The 13,615-nt window shown below is 61.5% G+C and carries 13 protein-coding genes; 4 read left to right on the top strand and 9 right to left on the bottom strand.

Annotated elements, in window-relative coordinates:
• Positions 1–15 precede the first annotated feature (15 nt).
• The 3 genes from ssuD to X726_RS01000000167045 all read left to right on the top strand — a co-directional run bounded on the left by ssuD (position 16) and on the right by X726_RS01000000167045 (position 3,148).
• Entirely contained in the window at positions 16–1,191 is a 1,176-nt protein-coding gene (gene ssuD, locus X726_RS151755) for an FMNH2-dependent alkanesulfonate monooxygenase (RefSeq protein ID WP_023670615.1), read from the top strand.
• Complete coding sequence (locus X726_RS151760) at positions 1,188–2,618, top strand: FAD/NAD(P)-binding protein (RefSeq protein ID WP_023670614.1); 1,431 nt, start codon at positions 1,188–1,190, stop codon at positions 2,616–2,618. Before ssuD ends, X726_RS151760 begins: the two co-directional genes overlap by 4 nt.
• A 188-nt stretch (positions 2,619–2,806) precedes the next feature.
• Positions 2,807–3,148, top strand: coding sequence for a flavin reductase family protein (locus tag X726_RS01000000167045; RefSeq protein ID WP_245272125.1), 342 nt, complete (start codon positions 2,807–2,809; stop codon positions 3,146–3,148).
• A 378-nt stretch (positions 3,149–3,526) separates the two neighbouring features.
• Here the strand turns inward: X726_RS01000000167045 and X726_RS0135385 are convergent, their stop codons facing one another.
• The 6 genes from X726_RS0135385 to X726_RS151780 all read right to left on the bottom strand — a co-directional run bounded on the left by X726_RS0135385 (position 3,527) and on the right by X726_RS151780 (position 7,602).
• Complete coding sequence (locus X726_RS0135385) at positions 3,527–4,069, bottom strand: DoxX family protein (protein ID WP_023670613.1); 543 nt, start codon at positions 4,067–4,069, stop codon at positions 3,527–3,529.
• Between the two features lie 53 nt (positions 4,070–4,122).
• Positions 4,123–4,602: a tetratricopeptide repeat protein gene (locus X726_RS151765; RefSeq protein ID WP_023670612.1), complete on the bottom strand. Its 480-nt coding sequence runs from the start codon at positions 4,600–4,602 to the stop codon at positions 4,123–4,125.
• 31 nt (positions 4,603–4,633) lie between these two features.
• Positions 4,634–5,605, bottom strand: a complete 972-nt coding sequence (locus X726_RS151770; RefSeq protein ID WP_023670611.1) for an MBL fold metallo-hydrolase — start codon at positions 5,603–5,605, stop codon at positions 4,634–4,636.
• A gap of 95 nt (positions 5,606–5,700) precedes the next feature.
• On the bottom strand, positions 5,701–5,946 hold the full coding sequence (locus tag X726_RS151775; RefSeq protein WP_023670610.1) for a DUF680 domain-containing protein: 246 nt from the start codon (positions 5,944–5,946) through the stop codon (positions 5,701–5,703).
• A gap of 277 nt (positions 5,947–6,223) precedes the next feature.
• Positions 6,224–7,063, bottom strand: coding sequence for an anti-sigma factor (locus X726_RS0135380; protein ID WP_023723369.1), 840 nt, complete (start codon positions 7,061–7,063; stop codon positions 6,224–6,226).
• Positions 7,060–7,602, bottom strand: coding sequence for a sigma-70 family RNA polymerase sigma factor (locus X726_RS151780; RefSeq protein WP_023670608.1), 543 nt, complete (start codon positions 7,600–7,602; stop codon positions 7,060–7,062). The genes X726_RS0135380 and X726_RS151780 overlap by 4 nt, the downstream gene beginning before the upstream one ends.
• A 596-nt stretch (positions 7,603–8,198) precedes the next feature.
• On the opposite strand from X726_RS151780, the gene X726_RS1000000172395 reads away from it, so the two are divergent.
• Entirely contained in the window at positions 8,199–8,327 is a 129-nt protein-coding gene (locus X726_RS1000000172395; protein ID WP_023670607.1) for a hypothetical protein, read from the top strand.
• A gap of 994 nt (positions 8,328–9,321) precedes the next feature.
• Here X726_RS1000000172395 and X726_RS151785 read toward each other — a convergent pair.
• Genes X726_RS151785 through X726_RS151795 form a run of 3 tightly spaced genes read right to left on the bottom strand, consistent with a single transcriptional unit; the run spans position 9,322 to position 13,542 of the window.
• Complete coding sequence (locus tag X726_RS151785; RefSeq protein ID WP_023670605.1) at positions 9,322–10,701, bottom strand: FAD-binding oxidoreductase; 1,380 nt, start codon at positions 10,699–10,701, stop codon at positions 9,322–9,324.
• On the bottom strand, positions 10,698–12,344 hold the full coding sequence (locus tag X726_RS151790) for a 5-guanidino-2-oxopentanoate decarboxylase (protein ID WP_023670604.1): 1,647 nt from the start codon (positions 12,342–12,344) through the stop codon (positions 10,698–10,700). Before X726_RS151790 ends, X726_RS151785 begins: the two co-directional genes overlap by 4 nt.
• Before the next feature lies 1 nt (position 12,345).
• Positions 12,346–13,542: a M20/M25/M40 family metallo-hydrolase gene (locus X726_RS151795; RefSeq protein ID WP_023670603.1), complete on the bottom strand. Its 1,197-nt coding sequence runs from the start codon at positions 13,540–13,542 to the stop codon at positions 12,346–12,348.
• Positions 13,543–13,615 lie beyond the last annotated feature (73 nt).

Genomic DNA, 13,615 nt, shown 5'->3' with positions numbered 1-13,615 from the left:
CACAAAGGACTATTCATGAGCGCTGCCACCCCCTCCAGGATTAAGGTCCTGTGGTTTCTCCCGACGCATGGCGACAGCCGCTACCTCGGCACCTCCGAGGGCGGCAGGGCGGTCGATCTGCCCTATCTCACCCAGGTCGCCAAGGCCGCCGACGCCATCGGCTATTATGGCGCGCTGCTGCCGACCGGGCGCAGTTGCGAAGACAGCTGGGTGGTGGCGTCGGCGCTGGCGCCGCTGACGCAGCGGTTGCGCTTCCTCGTCGCCGTGCGGCCGGGTCTGCAATCGCCGACGCTCGCCGCGCGCATGACCTCGACGCTCGACCGCATTTCGGGCGGGCGCTTGCTGATCAACGTGGTCACGGGCGGCGATCCGGTCGAGAACAAGGGCGATGGCATATTCCTCAGCCATGACGAGCGTTATGAGGTGACGCGGGAATTCCTCGACATCTACAAGGCCGTGCTCAGCGGCGAAACCGTAGCCTTCGAAGGCAAGCATTTCCACATCGAAGATGGCAGGTTGCTGTTCCCGCCGGTGCAGACGCCGCACCCGCCGCTCTATTTCGGCGGCTCGTCGGACGCGGCCAATGCGGTCGCCGCCGAGCAGATCGACAAATACCTCACCTGGGGCGAGCCGCCGGCGGACGTCGCCGCCAAGGTCGAGCATGTGCGCGGCCTTGCCGAAAAGGCCGGCCGCGAAGTGAGCTTTGGCATCCGATTGCATGTCATCGTTCGCGAGACCAATGACGAGGCCTGGGCCGATGCCGATCGGCTGATCAGCCGCCTCGACGACAAGACGATCGCCGAGGCACAGAAGGTTTTCGCCCGCATGGATTCGGTTGGCCAGTCGCGCATGAGCCGGTTGCATGGCGGCAGCCGCGACAAGCTCGAAATCAGCCCGAACCTTTGGGCCGGCGTTGGCCTCGTGCGCGGCGGCGCCGGCACCGCCTTGGTCGGTGACGCGGCGACCGTGGCAGAACGGATCGACGAATACCGAAGGATTGGCATCGATACCTTCATCCTGTCCGGCTATCCGCATCTGGAGGAAGCCTATCGCTTCGGCGAACTGGTGCTGCCGCTGCTGCCGCTCGATCACGAAATCTCGACCCGGCCGACGACGGTGAACATGGGACCGTTCGGCGAAACGGTGGCCGGAGATCATCGACCATCGGCGCTGCGCGCGAGCCAGCCTTGAGCGCTTCCCGCAGGGCTGGGAAACTGACGGTCGCCATCATTGGCGGCGGCTTTTCCGGCGCCGCAACCGCGTTTCACCTGGCGCGGCTGCTGCCCGCCGATGCAGCCGATATCGTGGTCGTCGAACCGCGCGAGGCGCTCGGCTATGGTCTGGCCTATTCGACGGCCGATCCCTCGCACCGCATCAACGTGCGGGCGTCCAGGATGACGCTGATCTCAGGTGAGGAGGGCCATTTTTCCGACTGGCTGGAGCAGACCGGCGCTATTCTGGACGATACGCAGGCCATCGCCGCCAGCGGCGCGATTTACCCGCAGCGTCGGGTCTTCGGCCGCTATGTCGAATCCCACCTGCAGCCCTTCCTGCAAAGCAAGGCGATCCGCCATGTCAGGGCCGAAGTTGCTTGGGTCGAGCGCAGTGGCGAGGGCTACCGGCTTGTCCTGTCCGATGGCGCAACGCTTTCCGCCGATGCTGTGGTGATCGCGGCGACGCATCCATTGCCGGCCCTCCCGGCGCCGCTGCGCAGCGTGGCCTCAGTCGCCGGATTGGTGGCCAATCCCTACGATCTCGAACGGCTGCAGGCGATCGGCCGCGACGACCGTGTTCTCATTGTTGGCACCGGTCTGACCTCGGCCGACGTCATTGCAGCCCTCGACCGTAGAGGTCATCGCGGCCGCATCACGGCACTGTCGCGCCATGGCTATCGCTCGCATGTGCAGGCCGCCATGCAGGGCGACCCGATAGGCGACTTCACCAGCCTGCCTTTACGCAGCGCCACGGTGCTGCTCAGGCGCATCCGGGCCACGATCGCGGCAGCGACGCGACAGGGCGAAGACTGGTATCCGGTCCTCGACGCTGTCCGGCGTCAGGGGCAGTTGATCTGGCAGGCCTTGCCGCTCGCCGAGCAGCGCCGCGTGGTGCGCCATCTTCGCGCGCTCTGGGACGTGCATCGTTTCCGCATCGCGCCACAGGTAGCAGTCGTGCTGGATCGCCGCCTTGACGAGGGGACGCTCGCTTATCGCGCCGGATCGATTGTCGAGGCCGAAGCGGCCGACGGACGTATCCGCGTCACGCAGCGGTCAAGGCGCCGACACGACCTCATAGTTGAGACGTTCGACAGCGTGATCGTGACGACCGGGCCGGCGCATGCGGACATTCTTCGCACCAACACGGCGATTGCCGCCCTTGGACATCTGGGCCTGGTCCGTCTTGACCCAACCGGCCTTGGTCTCGGCACCGACAGCCACGGCCGCGCGGTCGGTAAGTCAGGTCACCCGGCCGACAATATTTTCATCAGCGGACCGCTGGCGCGCGGCAGCGTCGGCGAGCTGATGGGCATCCCTGAAGTCACCGCCCATGCCGAGAGCATCGCCACCGAAATTCACCAATGGTTGGGTTACCAGACGGCGTTGCGTCGCAGGGCGTCGTGAAGGTGCAAACACGATGAGGCTATCCAGATGACACTAACCGAACGCATTCTGCCGGATGAAACCCGGATTCCCCTGAAATTTGCGATGCGACACCTGGCCGGAGCCGTGTCCGTGGTCACCGCAGGCAGCGGCGACGAGCGGACGGGCGCAACAATTACCACAGCCCATTCCCGGTCGAACCGGAGGTGATGGTCGTCAGCATCAACCTGAGCTCGTCGACATGGGCAGCCATCAGCCGGCATCGGCACTTCTGCGCGAATGTGTTAGGCGCCGACCAGATCGCGATCGCCGACCGCTTTGCTGGTCGAGGCGGCCTCAAGGGGCAGGCTCGCTACGAGGGTGCACGCTGGTCCACCCTTGCAAGCGGCGCATTGGCGCTCGAAGGTGCGCTTGCCGCGGTCGATTGCACCGTCGAGGATACCATAGTTCGCCACAGCCATGCGCTAATCCTCGGCAGCGTCCGGCATGTGGTGAGCGGGGAGCCCGGTCCGGCACTGATCTATCATCACGGCGCATATGGATCATCTTGAGCGGGTTGGTACGTGTCGTTTCTGACAGCCATGCAAATCTCGGAAAAGTGACGCTCGCGATGCTCGCCTTCTGGCATACCAGAACCGCGAATGATCCGCGGCGCGGGAGCACGTAATTCAAACAACGGATGCCTTGAACCTCTGCAGATCGCCGACTGCAACAACGATTAAGAGGCTTGCTGATCGGAATCGTCGCAGGTCCTTCCTGGGCATTACTATCCGCGCCGATAAGCGGACGTAAAATGGAGGACACGCCAGGAACGGCTTGCGTCACCCCCCGAGGCAGTTTGCGGGCGCCGACCGGGCGGGCGGGTTGTATGATGCCCGGCGTGTTGGCCGGTTTAGAATGGAAGCTTGATTTCGCCCACCGAGAGAGGCCTACCGGCCGCTATGAGCGCCGCAACCGTCTCTCTGTCCTGTTGCCGGCGCTTCACGAGGCCGTTCAGCACCCTGTCGAGAGATATCGCCCNGCGCCGCAACCGTCTCTCTGTCCTGTTGCCGGCGCTTCACGAGGCCGTTCAGCACCCTGTCGAGAGATATCGCCCCGGCGCCGGCTACGGCCAGGACGAACATGCCGCCCGCTATGGCGAGATCCTTTTCGAGATGCAGCAATTCGTTCTGGTTGGCGAAATTGGTGTGGAACAAAGCTGCCGTTGCCAAACAGAACAGTCCGAGCGCCACCGCGCCCAGACGCGTCAGCAGACCAAGGCCGACCGAAAAGCCAGCTCCCAGCTGCAGCGCTATGGTGGCTATTAAAAGCGGCAGGCTGACGCCGAGCGCCGTCATCGCCTTGGCTGCACCGGCGAAATGCGTCGCCAGCTCCAGGCCTTCATGCACGAAGAGCAATGAGAGCAGCAGGCGACCCGTCAGCAGGGTCAAGTCGGTGAGATGTGGTTTCCAGGCGGTTTGTGTCGTTGTCACGATGGGCTCCAGGCAATGGGAAAGGGGCAGGCGCCTTGCAGCACCTGCCTGGTTTACTTTGTCACCTTGGTGTCGATGGCCTTGTGGAGGTCTTCGAGTTCTTCACAGCCGGCGGGACACAGCTTCTGCAGCGACGCCAACTGCTCGTTGGCCTTGGCCATGTCGCCGGTCTCTACATAGAGTTCGCCCAGATATTCGCGGGCGGCCTTGTGGTCGGGCTTCAGCTCGAGCGCCTTGTTGTAGTAGGTCAGCGCCGTGGTGAAATCGCCCGTCTTGCGCAGCGTGAAGCCGAGCAGGTTGTAGACGTCGGCCTGCTGGTTGTCCTGCGCGAGATCACGCAGATCGGCCAGCGCGCCCTTGTAGTCCTTGACGGCGATCTTGGCCTGGACGGCGGTGAGGTCGGGTGCATCGGTGCCTTCGAGGTCGTCGACCGCATAGGCCGGCATGATAGTGGCCACGGGAACGACGGTCAGCACGGCAATGGCGCCGAGCAGGCCAAACAGGGCGTGCTTGCCCAGATAGGATTGCTTCATCATCTTTCTCGCTTGGGTTGGGAGCTCGCGCTCAAATCTGAACTGGGGTGAAACCATAGGCATTGCCGTCTTTCACGAAGACGCCGGTGCCGGGGAACGGGAAATGCGAACCCGAGATCCGGATGTTGTCGGCGATCACGCGATCGATCAGCTTGTGCCGCGTGGTGATCGCCATCGGCCCGTCCTGGTCGTAACTGCCCTGCCACTCCGGATGCGGCGCCAGAAGGGCGGGCACATACATGGTGTCGGCCGAGATCATCAGCTGTTCCTTGCCGGAGTTGGCGAGGTAGACCGAATGTCCCGGCGTGTGGCCGGGCGCAGCGATGATCTGGATGCCGGGTGCGACTTCGGCGCCGTCATTGACCAGCTTCCAGTTCTTCCATTTCGGAAAGTTTTCGGCGATGCGCTTGCCCGCCGGCTTGCGGCCTTCCGGCAGCTTGGCCAGCCGGCTGGGGTCGGTCCACCAATTGTATTCCGTGGCGTTGACGATCAGCTCGGCATTGGGGAACACCGGTGCATCGGTCCCCTTTTCCATCAGGCCCCAGACATGGTCGGGGTGGAAATGCGAGATCATGATGGTGTCGATCGTCTTATAGTCGATGCCGGCGGCGGCCATGTTGGCCGGCAGATGGGTGGCATTGGTCTGCCATTGGCCGACGCCCGATCCGGCATCCATCATGATCAGCCTGCCGTTCATCTTGAGGACGATGACGGTGAGCGGGATGGGCATGAAGTCTGTCGTCAGGCCGGCCTTGGCAAGCGCTGCCTTGGTGTCCTCGACGGAAACATCCTTGATGAAGGCCGGGTCGTGCGGCTTGCGCCAGATGCCGTCATAGATGGCGGTGACCTCGATATCACCGACCTTGTATTTGTAGAAGCCGACGGTCGGCTCGACCGACGTTTCGGCGAAGGCGGGACGGGTGAATTCCAGCTTGCCGGCCAGACCGAAGGCGGTCGCGGCGAGCGTGGTTCCAAGCAACGTGCGACGTGTCATCATGAACATAGGTGATCTCCTGCAGCCTTATGGGGTGATGATGGAGAGCCAAAGGTTTGGCTCTCCATCGTGAGTGGTAAGAGAAGATGTTCGGAAGGGTGCCTTCAGCGGCCCCAGATGCCGTCGTTGTTGTGCCTGGTGATGATGTCCTGAACCGACCCCTGGCGCGGCCCGGTCGTCACCATGGTGTCGACGCCGGCTTGGCGCGGGGAGGGGGAAATGGAAGCAGTGGCATTGGTGTCAACGGTAGCGACCGGCTGATTGGAGTTGTTGCCGCCATGGTCGCTGCCGGCAAAGGCAGCGGTTGAGGCAAGCAGCATGGCAGCCACGCTGAGAGCGAGCTTGGTCATTTCGGTAGATCCTTTTTTCGTTTCTTGGGTGCGTGCCGGGAAATTGGCCCCGCTAACAACAAGACCCATCAGGACATCCCTTTATTCCCGGGCGGCGCGAAATTCTTTTGAGATTTCCCGAAAACAGGGGCCGGCGTCCGCCCCGAACTGGAGCCGACGCTGCACGAGGACGCGTTCGACGTCGGCGCCATGCTGCCGTGGTCTGTCACCCGGGCAGGAACGTCAAGGCTAGCGCAGGTCGGCACTCGATATCGGTTGGAGTGCCGACGGTCGGTTATCAGCCGGGGACGACCGCGGCGCGGAAGCGCGCCACGAAGTCGTCGAGCTCCGGCCGCTCCATGTCGGAAATCGCCCAGTAGGAGAAGGCGCCGTCGCTCCATTGCACCAGCGAGAAGCCGCCCTCCGAGAGATCGACGGGGTCGGTCACCGCCCCGGCATTTTGCGGCTCGGCGACAAGGGTGATCAAATGCTCGCGGTGGCGATAAACCAGCGCCGGCACTGCCCGGCCGCCAATGACCTCGACCCTGCCACCGATGAGCGCAAATCCGTCTTTCACCATATCAGGAGCCGGCGGCGAAAGGCCGAGCCTTGCATCGAGCCATGGCTTTACGGTGTGCCGGTCCGACGAGACTACATCGACGGGGCTGGTCGCCAGCAGGCTGCGTTGGTGGCCGCTGGCCACGCCTGCGGCAAAGCTATCGGCTACGCTAGGCTGCATCGCCCATTGCGTCGCGCCGCTGGCCAGAACAGCGCTGATCATGATCGAGGCCGCCATGGTGCGCCAGTCGAATGATCCGAAGTTGCGCGCCGACCACCACGTTCGAGCGGACTTCGCCCGTATCGGCGCTCTGGGCCGCAGCACCTCGACGCTGCCGGATGCTGCCATGGCTGCAATGCGCGCGCTGAACTCGTCGCTCACCTGGGGCTTCGGAAGCCTGGCCACAGCCCCTTGCAAAACCATGATGCGGGCATGTTCGGCCGCCAGCTTGGGATCGGCCGCGATGCGCCGCTCGACAGCCATGGCCGCGGCGGCGTCAAGCTCGCCATCTATCAGCGCGTGCAGCATCAGGTTCATGCCTGCGGCGTCCTCGGGCAATCCATCGTTGTGCGCACTCATTGCGCCCTCCCAAGGTCAGAGATCAGCAGGCCACGCGCCCGCGCCAGCCGCGACATCACCGTGCCCATCGGCACGCCCAGCATGGCTGCGATATCGCGGTAGGCTAGGCCATTGACGTCGCGCAGCACGAGCGTTTCTCGAAAGGGTTGCGGCAGAGCGGCGATCGCCGCCTCCAGGGCCGCCACGTCTGCCCTGGCAATCAGGCTCGCCTCCGGGCTTTCGCTCTCAGTCGGATCGACTGCGTGAGCGGCGCTCACCTCGTCGAGATCACCGAGGTCGCCCACCGAGACGATGCTGCGCGGGCGATTGCGCGCCAGCCATGTGTAACACGAGTTGCGAACGATGGTGAGCAGCCAGGCACGTGCATTGCCGCCGGCATAGCTTGCGATGTTGGCGTGTGCCTTCATGCAGGCGTCCTGCACGACATCCTCGGCGTCGGTGGCATTGCCGGTCAGCCAGCGGGCCAGCGAAAGCGCGTCGGCGAGATGGGGCATTACCACTTCGCCGAAGCGGTCGGCTCGCGCATTGCTGCTTAGCATCGGTACACCGTCACATGCGCCTCGCCTTGAGTGCTCATGGGGCGAGAATGGTTCTGCGTTGCGATCGAACCCAGAGGAAACATCCCGGGTCGCCAACTGCGTTGAATGTGAGGGCAAACGTCGCATCGGTGTCAATCACGCACTGGACCGCAAACATGCATCCAGATGGATGCTTCTCGAGCACAAGCATTGCCGAATTCACGACCCATTTCGCATGCGCGGCACCTCAGCTTTCCCGATCCCGGCCGCGGCAGCACCTTCGGCAGACAGGTGAGCCAGCCGGCCGCAGGCGGCCGACCTATCGCCTTCCAGAGGTCCTGGAACGCGTCGACCGATACCGTCGTGCTCGGCAATGTGTGGGTTTGCAGTGCGGCGTCCCTTCAAGGTCAATCAGCAGCTCATGCATGGAGGACCAGGGCAAGCGGCTTTTTATTCCCGGACAGCGTGATTCTTTCTCGGCAATGTGATTGGTCCGGGCGCCCTGGTTTTGGCATTGCGTTTGATGAAACTACTCGATCGTCCAGTGTCAATCCCAGTCCTGCAGCAGAACCAGCTTATTCGTGAGATGCACTACTGGCTGCTGATAGGTCGCCACGGTGCAGGCATCCACGCGCTCGGGAATCACCGACAGCCATGCAAGCCGCATCGCGCCGGCCGTCGCGCTTATCAGAGCCGCCTATGCGGAGGCGCTGACGGTGGAGAATTGGCCGAAGTCGCCGGCATAAGTCGTTCTCACTCAGTTCGATCGTCGGCCGCCCGTCCAAGCGAGAGCGGTTGAGCTCCCGTCCATCAAGCATATCCAAGTTTGATGCTGTCAAACCATCGTTTCATTCAAATCACTTTAGAAAATTTGGGGTGAGCGTAGACAGGATGACGCCTGTGCGTCCGCCGATAATTGATTGCTGGACGACTTGAGACATGGGGTGCGCATTTTGAACGGACGATCTAGGTATCTTCGTGCTGCCCCGGTTAAGTTCGACATGGAAGCTTTTCTTTGTGGCGGACATCATTGGCATGAGTTCCATTCTGAAGCTTTTCAGCGAGACCGGTCCGACGATGAATGTCAATTCAACCGCGGCCAAGCTCCGACAACCCTGGGTCACCAGGTATAAGCGTGGCTAGTCCTCAGAGGGTTCCGGGCAGGCGTTGGTATGTGGCCCTCGCGGGGGCAGTTTGTGGGGTGTTTACATTGGTGTTGGTCCTCGTTTCATCAAAGCCATCCCTGCCTCTGCGCACGACCTATGTGAAATATGGATGCATTCCCGACGATCCTTCGGAGCGCGAATGGGATCAATATCTTGGTCTGTCGACCTGCAAATGAGCAGCATGCCGATGCTAGCTCAGCCCAGGCTTGGCCCGGGTCTCGATAAATCGGCCTTACCCTGAACGATGTCGCCGGGCGATGCGCCGCATCTGTCTGTTGATTACCGGTCGGCTGGCAACGCTGGTGCCCAAGCCAGCAGCAACTGACTTGGCAAGGTCCTCGTGGAACCTGATTCGGAAATTGAGAGTGATGCGTCTGTTACCGCCAACGTACGACCAGGAATGCTGCGCCGGCGGCCAGTCGGACGCGCTTCGTCACAATCCGTTAGGGCATCCAACCTGCTCGACATTCATTGCCTCACGACTGGGGGATGAGCAGATCCAAAAGATGAAGTCCGCACGTTGTGCCGGGAAAAATATCAGGCTGTAGCGCGCATATCGTACACTGTGCTCCCGTTAACGAGCTGATGCGTATTGAGCATCAAGAGACTTGGGTTCGTACGATATATGCGGGTTTAGAATTCCTGCAGGATCGAGAGCAGCGCGGATGCGGTTCATCGCTGCGATTTCGGCGGTGGACCGTGATCGCCAAAGATGAGCGGCCTTCTCCCGGCCAATTCCATGTTCGGCAGAAATCGAAGACGGTTCGTAGTTCGCCAGGGGATCATAGACGCATTCCTCGATAAGGCGTGTCGCGCCGGACGACCCGTCGTGCCCGATCATGAAATGAATGTTGCCGTCCGCGAGATGCCCAAAATAGTAGGCGACGGCGTCTGATAATCGGGCTTTCAGGCGCGCGTCGACGTCCGCGATGTAAGCGGCATACTTATGTGGCCGCATGCTGACGTCAAAGGAAAGCACATGTTCATGGGCTCGCTCGATGACATCGGACCCATCACGGATGGACCAGAGACGGCTCTCCTGGACAGGTGTCGTCGCCAGCGCGCTATCGATAACGTCGTCGATTCCCTCCAAAGCTCCGACCAAACTCTCGACTGCTTGTTCGCCACTATCCATGCCCTCGACCTGGGCGAGAAGATAAACGGGATGGCCAGGTGCAAGCGGAGGTGTTCCTTCCGACAGTGCAGTGCTCACTTTCTCGAAGTATCGGTTCCACATGATCTCCAAGGCCAGCAAAGAATGGCCGCAGGCTCTTTCTAACGCTTCCATCACTGTGAGAGCGCTGTTGAGGTGGTTGAGCGCCAACAGAACACTCGCCGTGCCGGCTGGGCGTCGGCTGAACTTCAGCAACGCTTTGGTCACTATACCCAGCGTTCCCTCGGAGCCGATGAATATCTGCTTCAGGTCGTAACCCGCGTTGTTCTTAGGTAAACCCCTCAGATCGGTAAGGATCGACCCATCGGAAAGGACCACCTCAAGCCCGACAACGTTGGATCGTGTCATACCGAAGCGGATGACGGAATTCCCGCCCGCGTTCGTGGCGATGTTTCCACCTATGGTGCAGCTGCCCCGAGCGCCGAGATCAACCCCATAACGTAGATCGTGGTCCGCAGCGAAATTATGGACCGCCTCCAACTTCGTTCCGGCCCCTACGACAAGCAGGCGCGTGCTCGGGTCGAAGCTCTCGATCTTATTTAGCCTTTCGGTGGAAATTCCGAAGTAGTGCGATGGGGTGTGGGTACCATGCACGAGCCCGGTTAGCCCACCCAGCGTAACAACTGGCGCCTGTTGCCCATGAAAGAGCTTCAGGCACTCCGCCATTGCCTTGGTGGTCCCGGGTCTGACGACAAGCGCCGGGCCACCTGGCGGCCCGGCAATGACATTCGACTCGCCCACGACCTGCCGAAGTCCAGCCTTAAGGGTCTCGTTGTTCATGACACGACTGCGCCTGAAAACATTGCCGCGTCATTGTCTATCTGGAGCAGGGTCGGTCTGTTTCTCTTGAAAGCTTCCTTGAGCTCACGGCTGAGCTGTTCGAGCGATTCAATTTGAACGGCATGGCATCCGAAGCCCGTCGCAATCATCTGGAAGTCGGGCGTGTAGAGGTCCACGCCCACCGTGGGGATGTCCGACGCAATCATTGCATCTCGGATTTCGCCATATGCCCGGTTGTTCCAGAGAATGATCGGAAGGCTGACTTCATTTTCAACTGCCGAGGTGAGTTCCTCGATCGTGTAGAGGAAGCTGCCGTCGCCGACGATCGCGACCACCTGACGATCCGGGCAGCCGATCTTCGCTCCGATGGCGGCGGGGAGGGCGCTTCCGAGCGTGCCGTAGCCGTTCGGGAACAGCCATGTGCCGGGCTCTTTCGAGGGGAAGAAGTGATTGCCTGTGTATGCAAGTTGAGTGGAGTCGGCGCAGATGACGGCATTCGGATCAAGCGCTGCCGCGATGGCCCTCAAGATCGCCTTGTGCTTGTGGGACTCCGCGGACCAACCGGAGTCTTTTTCCACTACCGACCTAATATCGGCGACTCGTCGCTGAGCGATTTCACTCTGATCCGCGTCGGCACCGCCGCACCCTTCGATTATCGCCTGGAGCGCGACCTTCGCATCGGAGAGCATAGCGATGCGCGGGAGATAGTTCATGGTCAACTGTCGCGGATCGATGTCGATCCTGATCAACGCACCATTTATCCGGTAGCTCTTGCAGGTGTAGAGCAGGTCAGTCTCACTGAGTTCCGTTCCGACTGCCAGCACTACGTCGGCATCCTCGATCGCGCGGTGCATCGGAGGAAAAGGAAGAATTGAGCCAAGGGAAAGGGGATGGGTTTCCGGCAGGATTCCCTTACCGGTATTCGTCGTCACCACGGGGATGCCAAGTTGGTCCGCGAGCGCCAGGACTTCTCGGTTCGCGCTGCGAGCTCCTCCGCCGACGATCATGATGGGACGCTTGGCGCCCATTAGCATTGAGGAGACTCGGCTGATCACATCCGGGTGCGGCCCGGGTCTATACAGTTGGAGCGCTTGCTCGCCAGGAACCGCCACCTTCGAACTGAGGAGGTCTCTCGGAACTTCGATCAGGGCCGGCCGCGGACGCGACACCTCCATTGACGACATGGCCCGGTGGAAAACCTCCTCGATGTTTGAAGGCTCCAGCAAGGTATGGGTGAAAGCAGCAATCTGCTCCTGGACAGCGGACTGCGATTTGGTCTCGTGCAGGGCGCCGCGGCCCACTCCGATTTCTCCGCGCAAGTTGTTCGCGGCGATCACGAACACCGGAATGGAGTCCGAATGGGCTTCAGCAATACCTGTGGCAGCGTTGAGCACACCGGGTCCGGTGATGAGCATGCACGCGGCCGGTCGGCCGGTCGCGAAGGCGTAGCCGTATGCCATGAACGCTCCGCCCTGCTCGTGCCGAGGCGTCACGTGCCTGATCCGCCGTTCGGGAAGGGATTTATAGAAGTCGACGGTGTGCACCCCGGGGATGGAGAAGATCGTGTCGATCCCATGGGATTCCATGAGACGAAGAATGGCGTCCGCCACCGTCGTCTCGCCGATTTGCTTTTCGCCACCCATATCAGGCCTCCCCGCCTTTGGTCAGAACCATGACGGCCCTGGCAATCTTGCGCGCGGAGTTGACGAGGTCGGCCGTCCCGACATGTTCCTCAGGTGTATGCGCCCACTTCTCGTCACCAGGACCGAGGCCGATCGTGGGGATGCCGGCGGCGTTCATGAACGTGCCGTTCACGCCGAAACGCCAGGCGGAGATGGACGGGGCGGTGTCGTCGACGTCGAGTGCGGCGACGATGGCAGCCTGAGCCACCAGGCTGGTTTGTGGGGTGAACATCAACGGGTAATGGTTGGTGACTTCGGCGGTCCACTTGACCCCCTCGGTTTCTCCGTATGCGGACTTTAGGATTTGACGGATTTCCGACAGGCAGCTCTCTTCATCCTCTCCCCTGATGTAGCGACGGTCGACCCTCATCTTCACGAGGTCCGGTACGACGGCGGTGCCATTGTCCGGGAAGGAATGCATGCCGGTCACGACGACCGTGGCAGGGCCAAGGAGCTCGTCTTCGGGCAGCGTAGACGAGTATTGCTCCAAGGCACTGATGAACGCCGTCGATAGATAGATCGCATTGATGCCATTCGACGGCTCCGACGCATGGGAGGTTCGCCCATGGAAACAGACCTCGAACTCCAGCTTGCCGCGGTGACCGAGATAGACTTGCCCCCTCGTCGATTCCACGGAGATTCCGTAGTCCGCGCGAATGCCTCCTTCAATAACCGACTTCACACCCTTGGGAGAGTCGGTCTCTTCCTCGACGTCGGCGACAACGATGACATCGCCGCCCGGCTTCAGCCCGCTGCGCTTCAGGGCACCCACCGCATAGACGGCCGAGATGACGTTGCACTTCATGTCACACGATCCACGGCCGAAAATGGCCTGACCGCTTTCGCCCCAACGGACGGCGTGCACGAGCTCACCGGAGAACGGATTCTGCATAGCGCCAACCGGGACGTGATCGATGTGGCCGTTGATCATCACGGATGGGCCGGTCCCGTCACCGAAAACCGTCCCGATGACATTTCCGTTCGCATCGATTTTTACGTCGTCAAAGGAAAGCTCGATCATCTTTTCGGCGACGAATTTCGCGACATCCGCCTCCTGGCCGGTGAGGCTCTCGATCCGTACCACCTCCTGGCAAGCCGCGATAAGCGCAGGAGCGTCGATCGCTTCGTCAATGGCCGCACCAACTGAATTTCTGAGCATGATGAAGTACTCTTCTGTCTACTGTCGACATTTTCGGCCTTTAGGAACGGCCTCATGTCGGGATTGATGGGAA

Origin of the sequence: Mesorhizobium sp. LSJC285A00 (assembly GCF_000503155.1) — a bacterium.
Classification (GTDB): Bacteria; Pseudomonadota; Alphaproteobacteria; order Rhizobiales; family Rhizobiaceae; genus Mesorhizobium.
Note: the sequence above shows the minus strand (reverse complement) of the source record. Positions and strands in the feature narration are given on the sequence as shown.

Excerpts from the sequence above, each read along its gene's own strand:
- X726_RS151770 (WP_023670611.1), bottom strand. The coding sequence starts at position 5,605 with ATGTTCATGATGACACGTCGCACGTTGCTTGGAACCACGCTCGCCGCG.
- X726_RS151775 (WP_023670610.1), bottom strand. The coding sequence starts at position 5,946 with ATGACCAAGCTCGCTCTCAGCGTGGCTGCCATGCTGCTTGCCTCAACC.
- X726_RS151765 (WP_023670612.1), bottom strand. The coding sequence starts at position 4,602 with ATGAAGCAATCCTATCTGGGCAAGCACGCCCTGTTTGGCCTGCTCGGC.
- ssuD (WP_023670615.1), top strand. The coding sequence starts at position 16 with ATGAGCGCTGCCACCCCCTCCAGGATTAAGGTCCTGTGGTTTCTCCCG.
- X726_RS01000000167045 (WP_245272125.1), top strand. The coding sequence starts at position 2,807 with ATGGTCGTCAGCATCAACCTGAGCTCGTCGACATGGGCAGCCATCAGC.
- X726_RS151780 (WP_023670608.1), bottom strand. The coding sequence starts at position 7,602 with ATGCTAAGCAGCAATGCGCGAGCCGACCGCTTCGGCGAAGTGGTAATG.
- X726_RS0135380 (WP_023723369.1), bottom strand. The coding sequence starts at position 7,063 with ATGAGTGCGCACAACGATGGATTGCCCGAGGACGCCGCAGGCATGAAC.
- X726_RS151795 (WP_023670603.1), bottom strand. The coding sequence starts at position 13,542 with ATGCTCAGAAATTCAGTTGGTGCGGCCATTGACGAAGCGATCGACGCT.
- X726_RS151790 (WP_023670604.1), bottom strand. The coding sequence starts at position 12,344 with ATGGGTGGCGAAAAGCAAATCGGCGAGACGACGGTGGCGGACGCCATT.
- X726_RS151785 (WP_023670605.1), bottom strand. The coding sequence starts at position 10,701 with ATGAACAACGAGACCCTTAAGGCTGGACTTCGGCAGGTCGTGGGCGAG.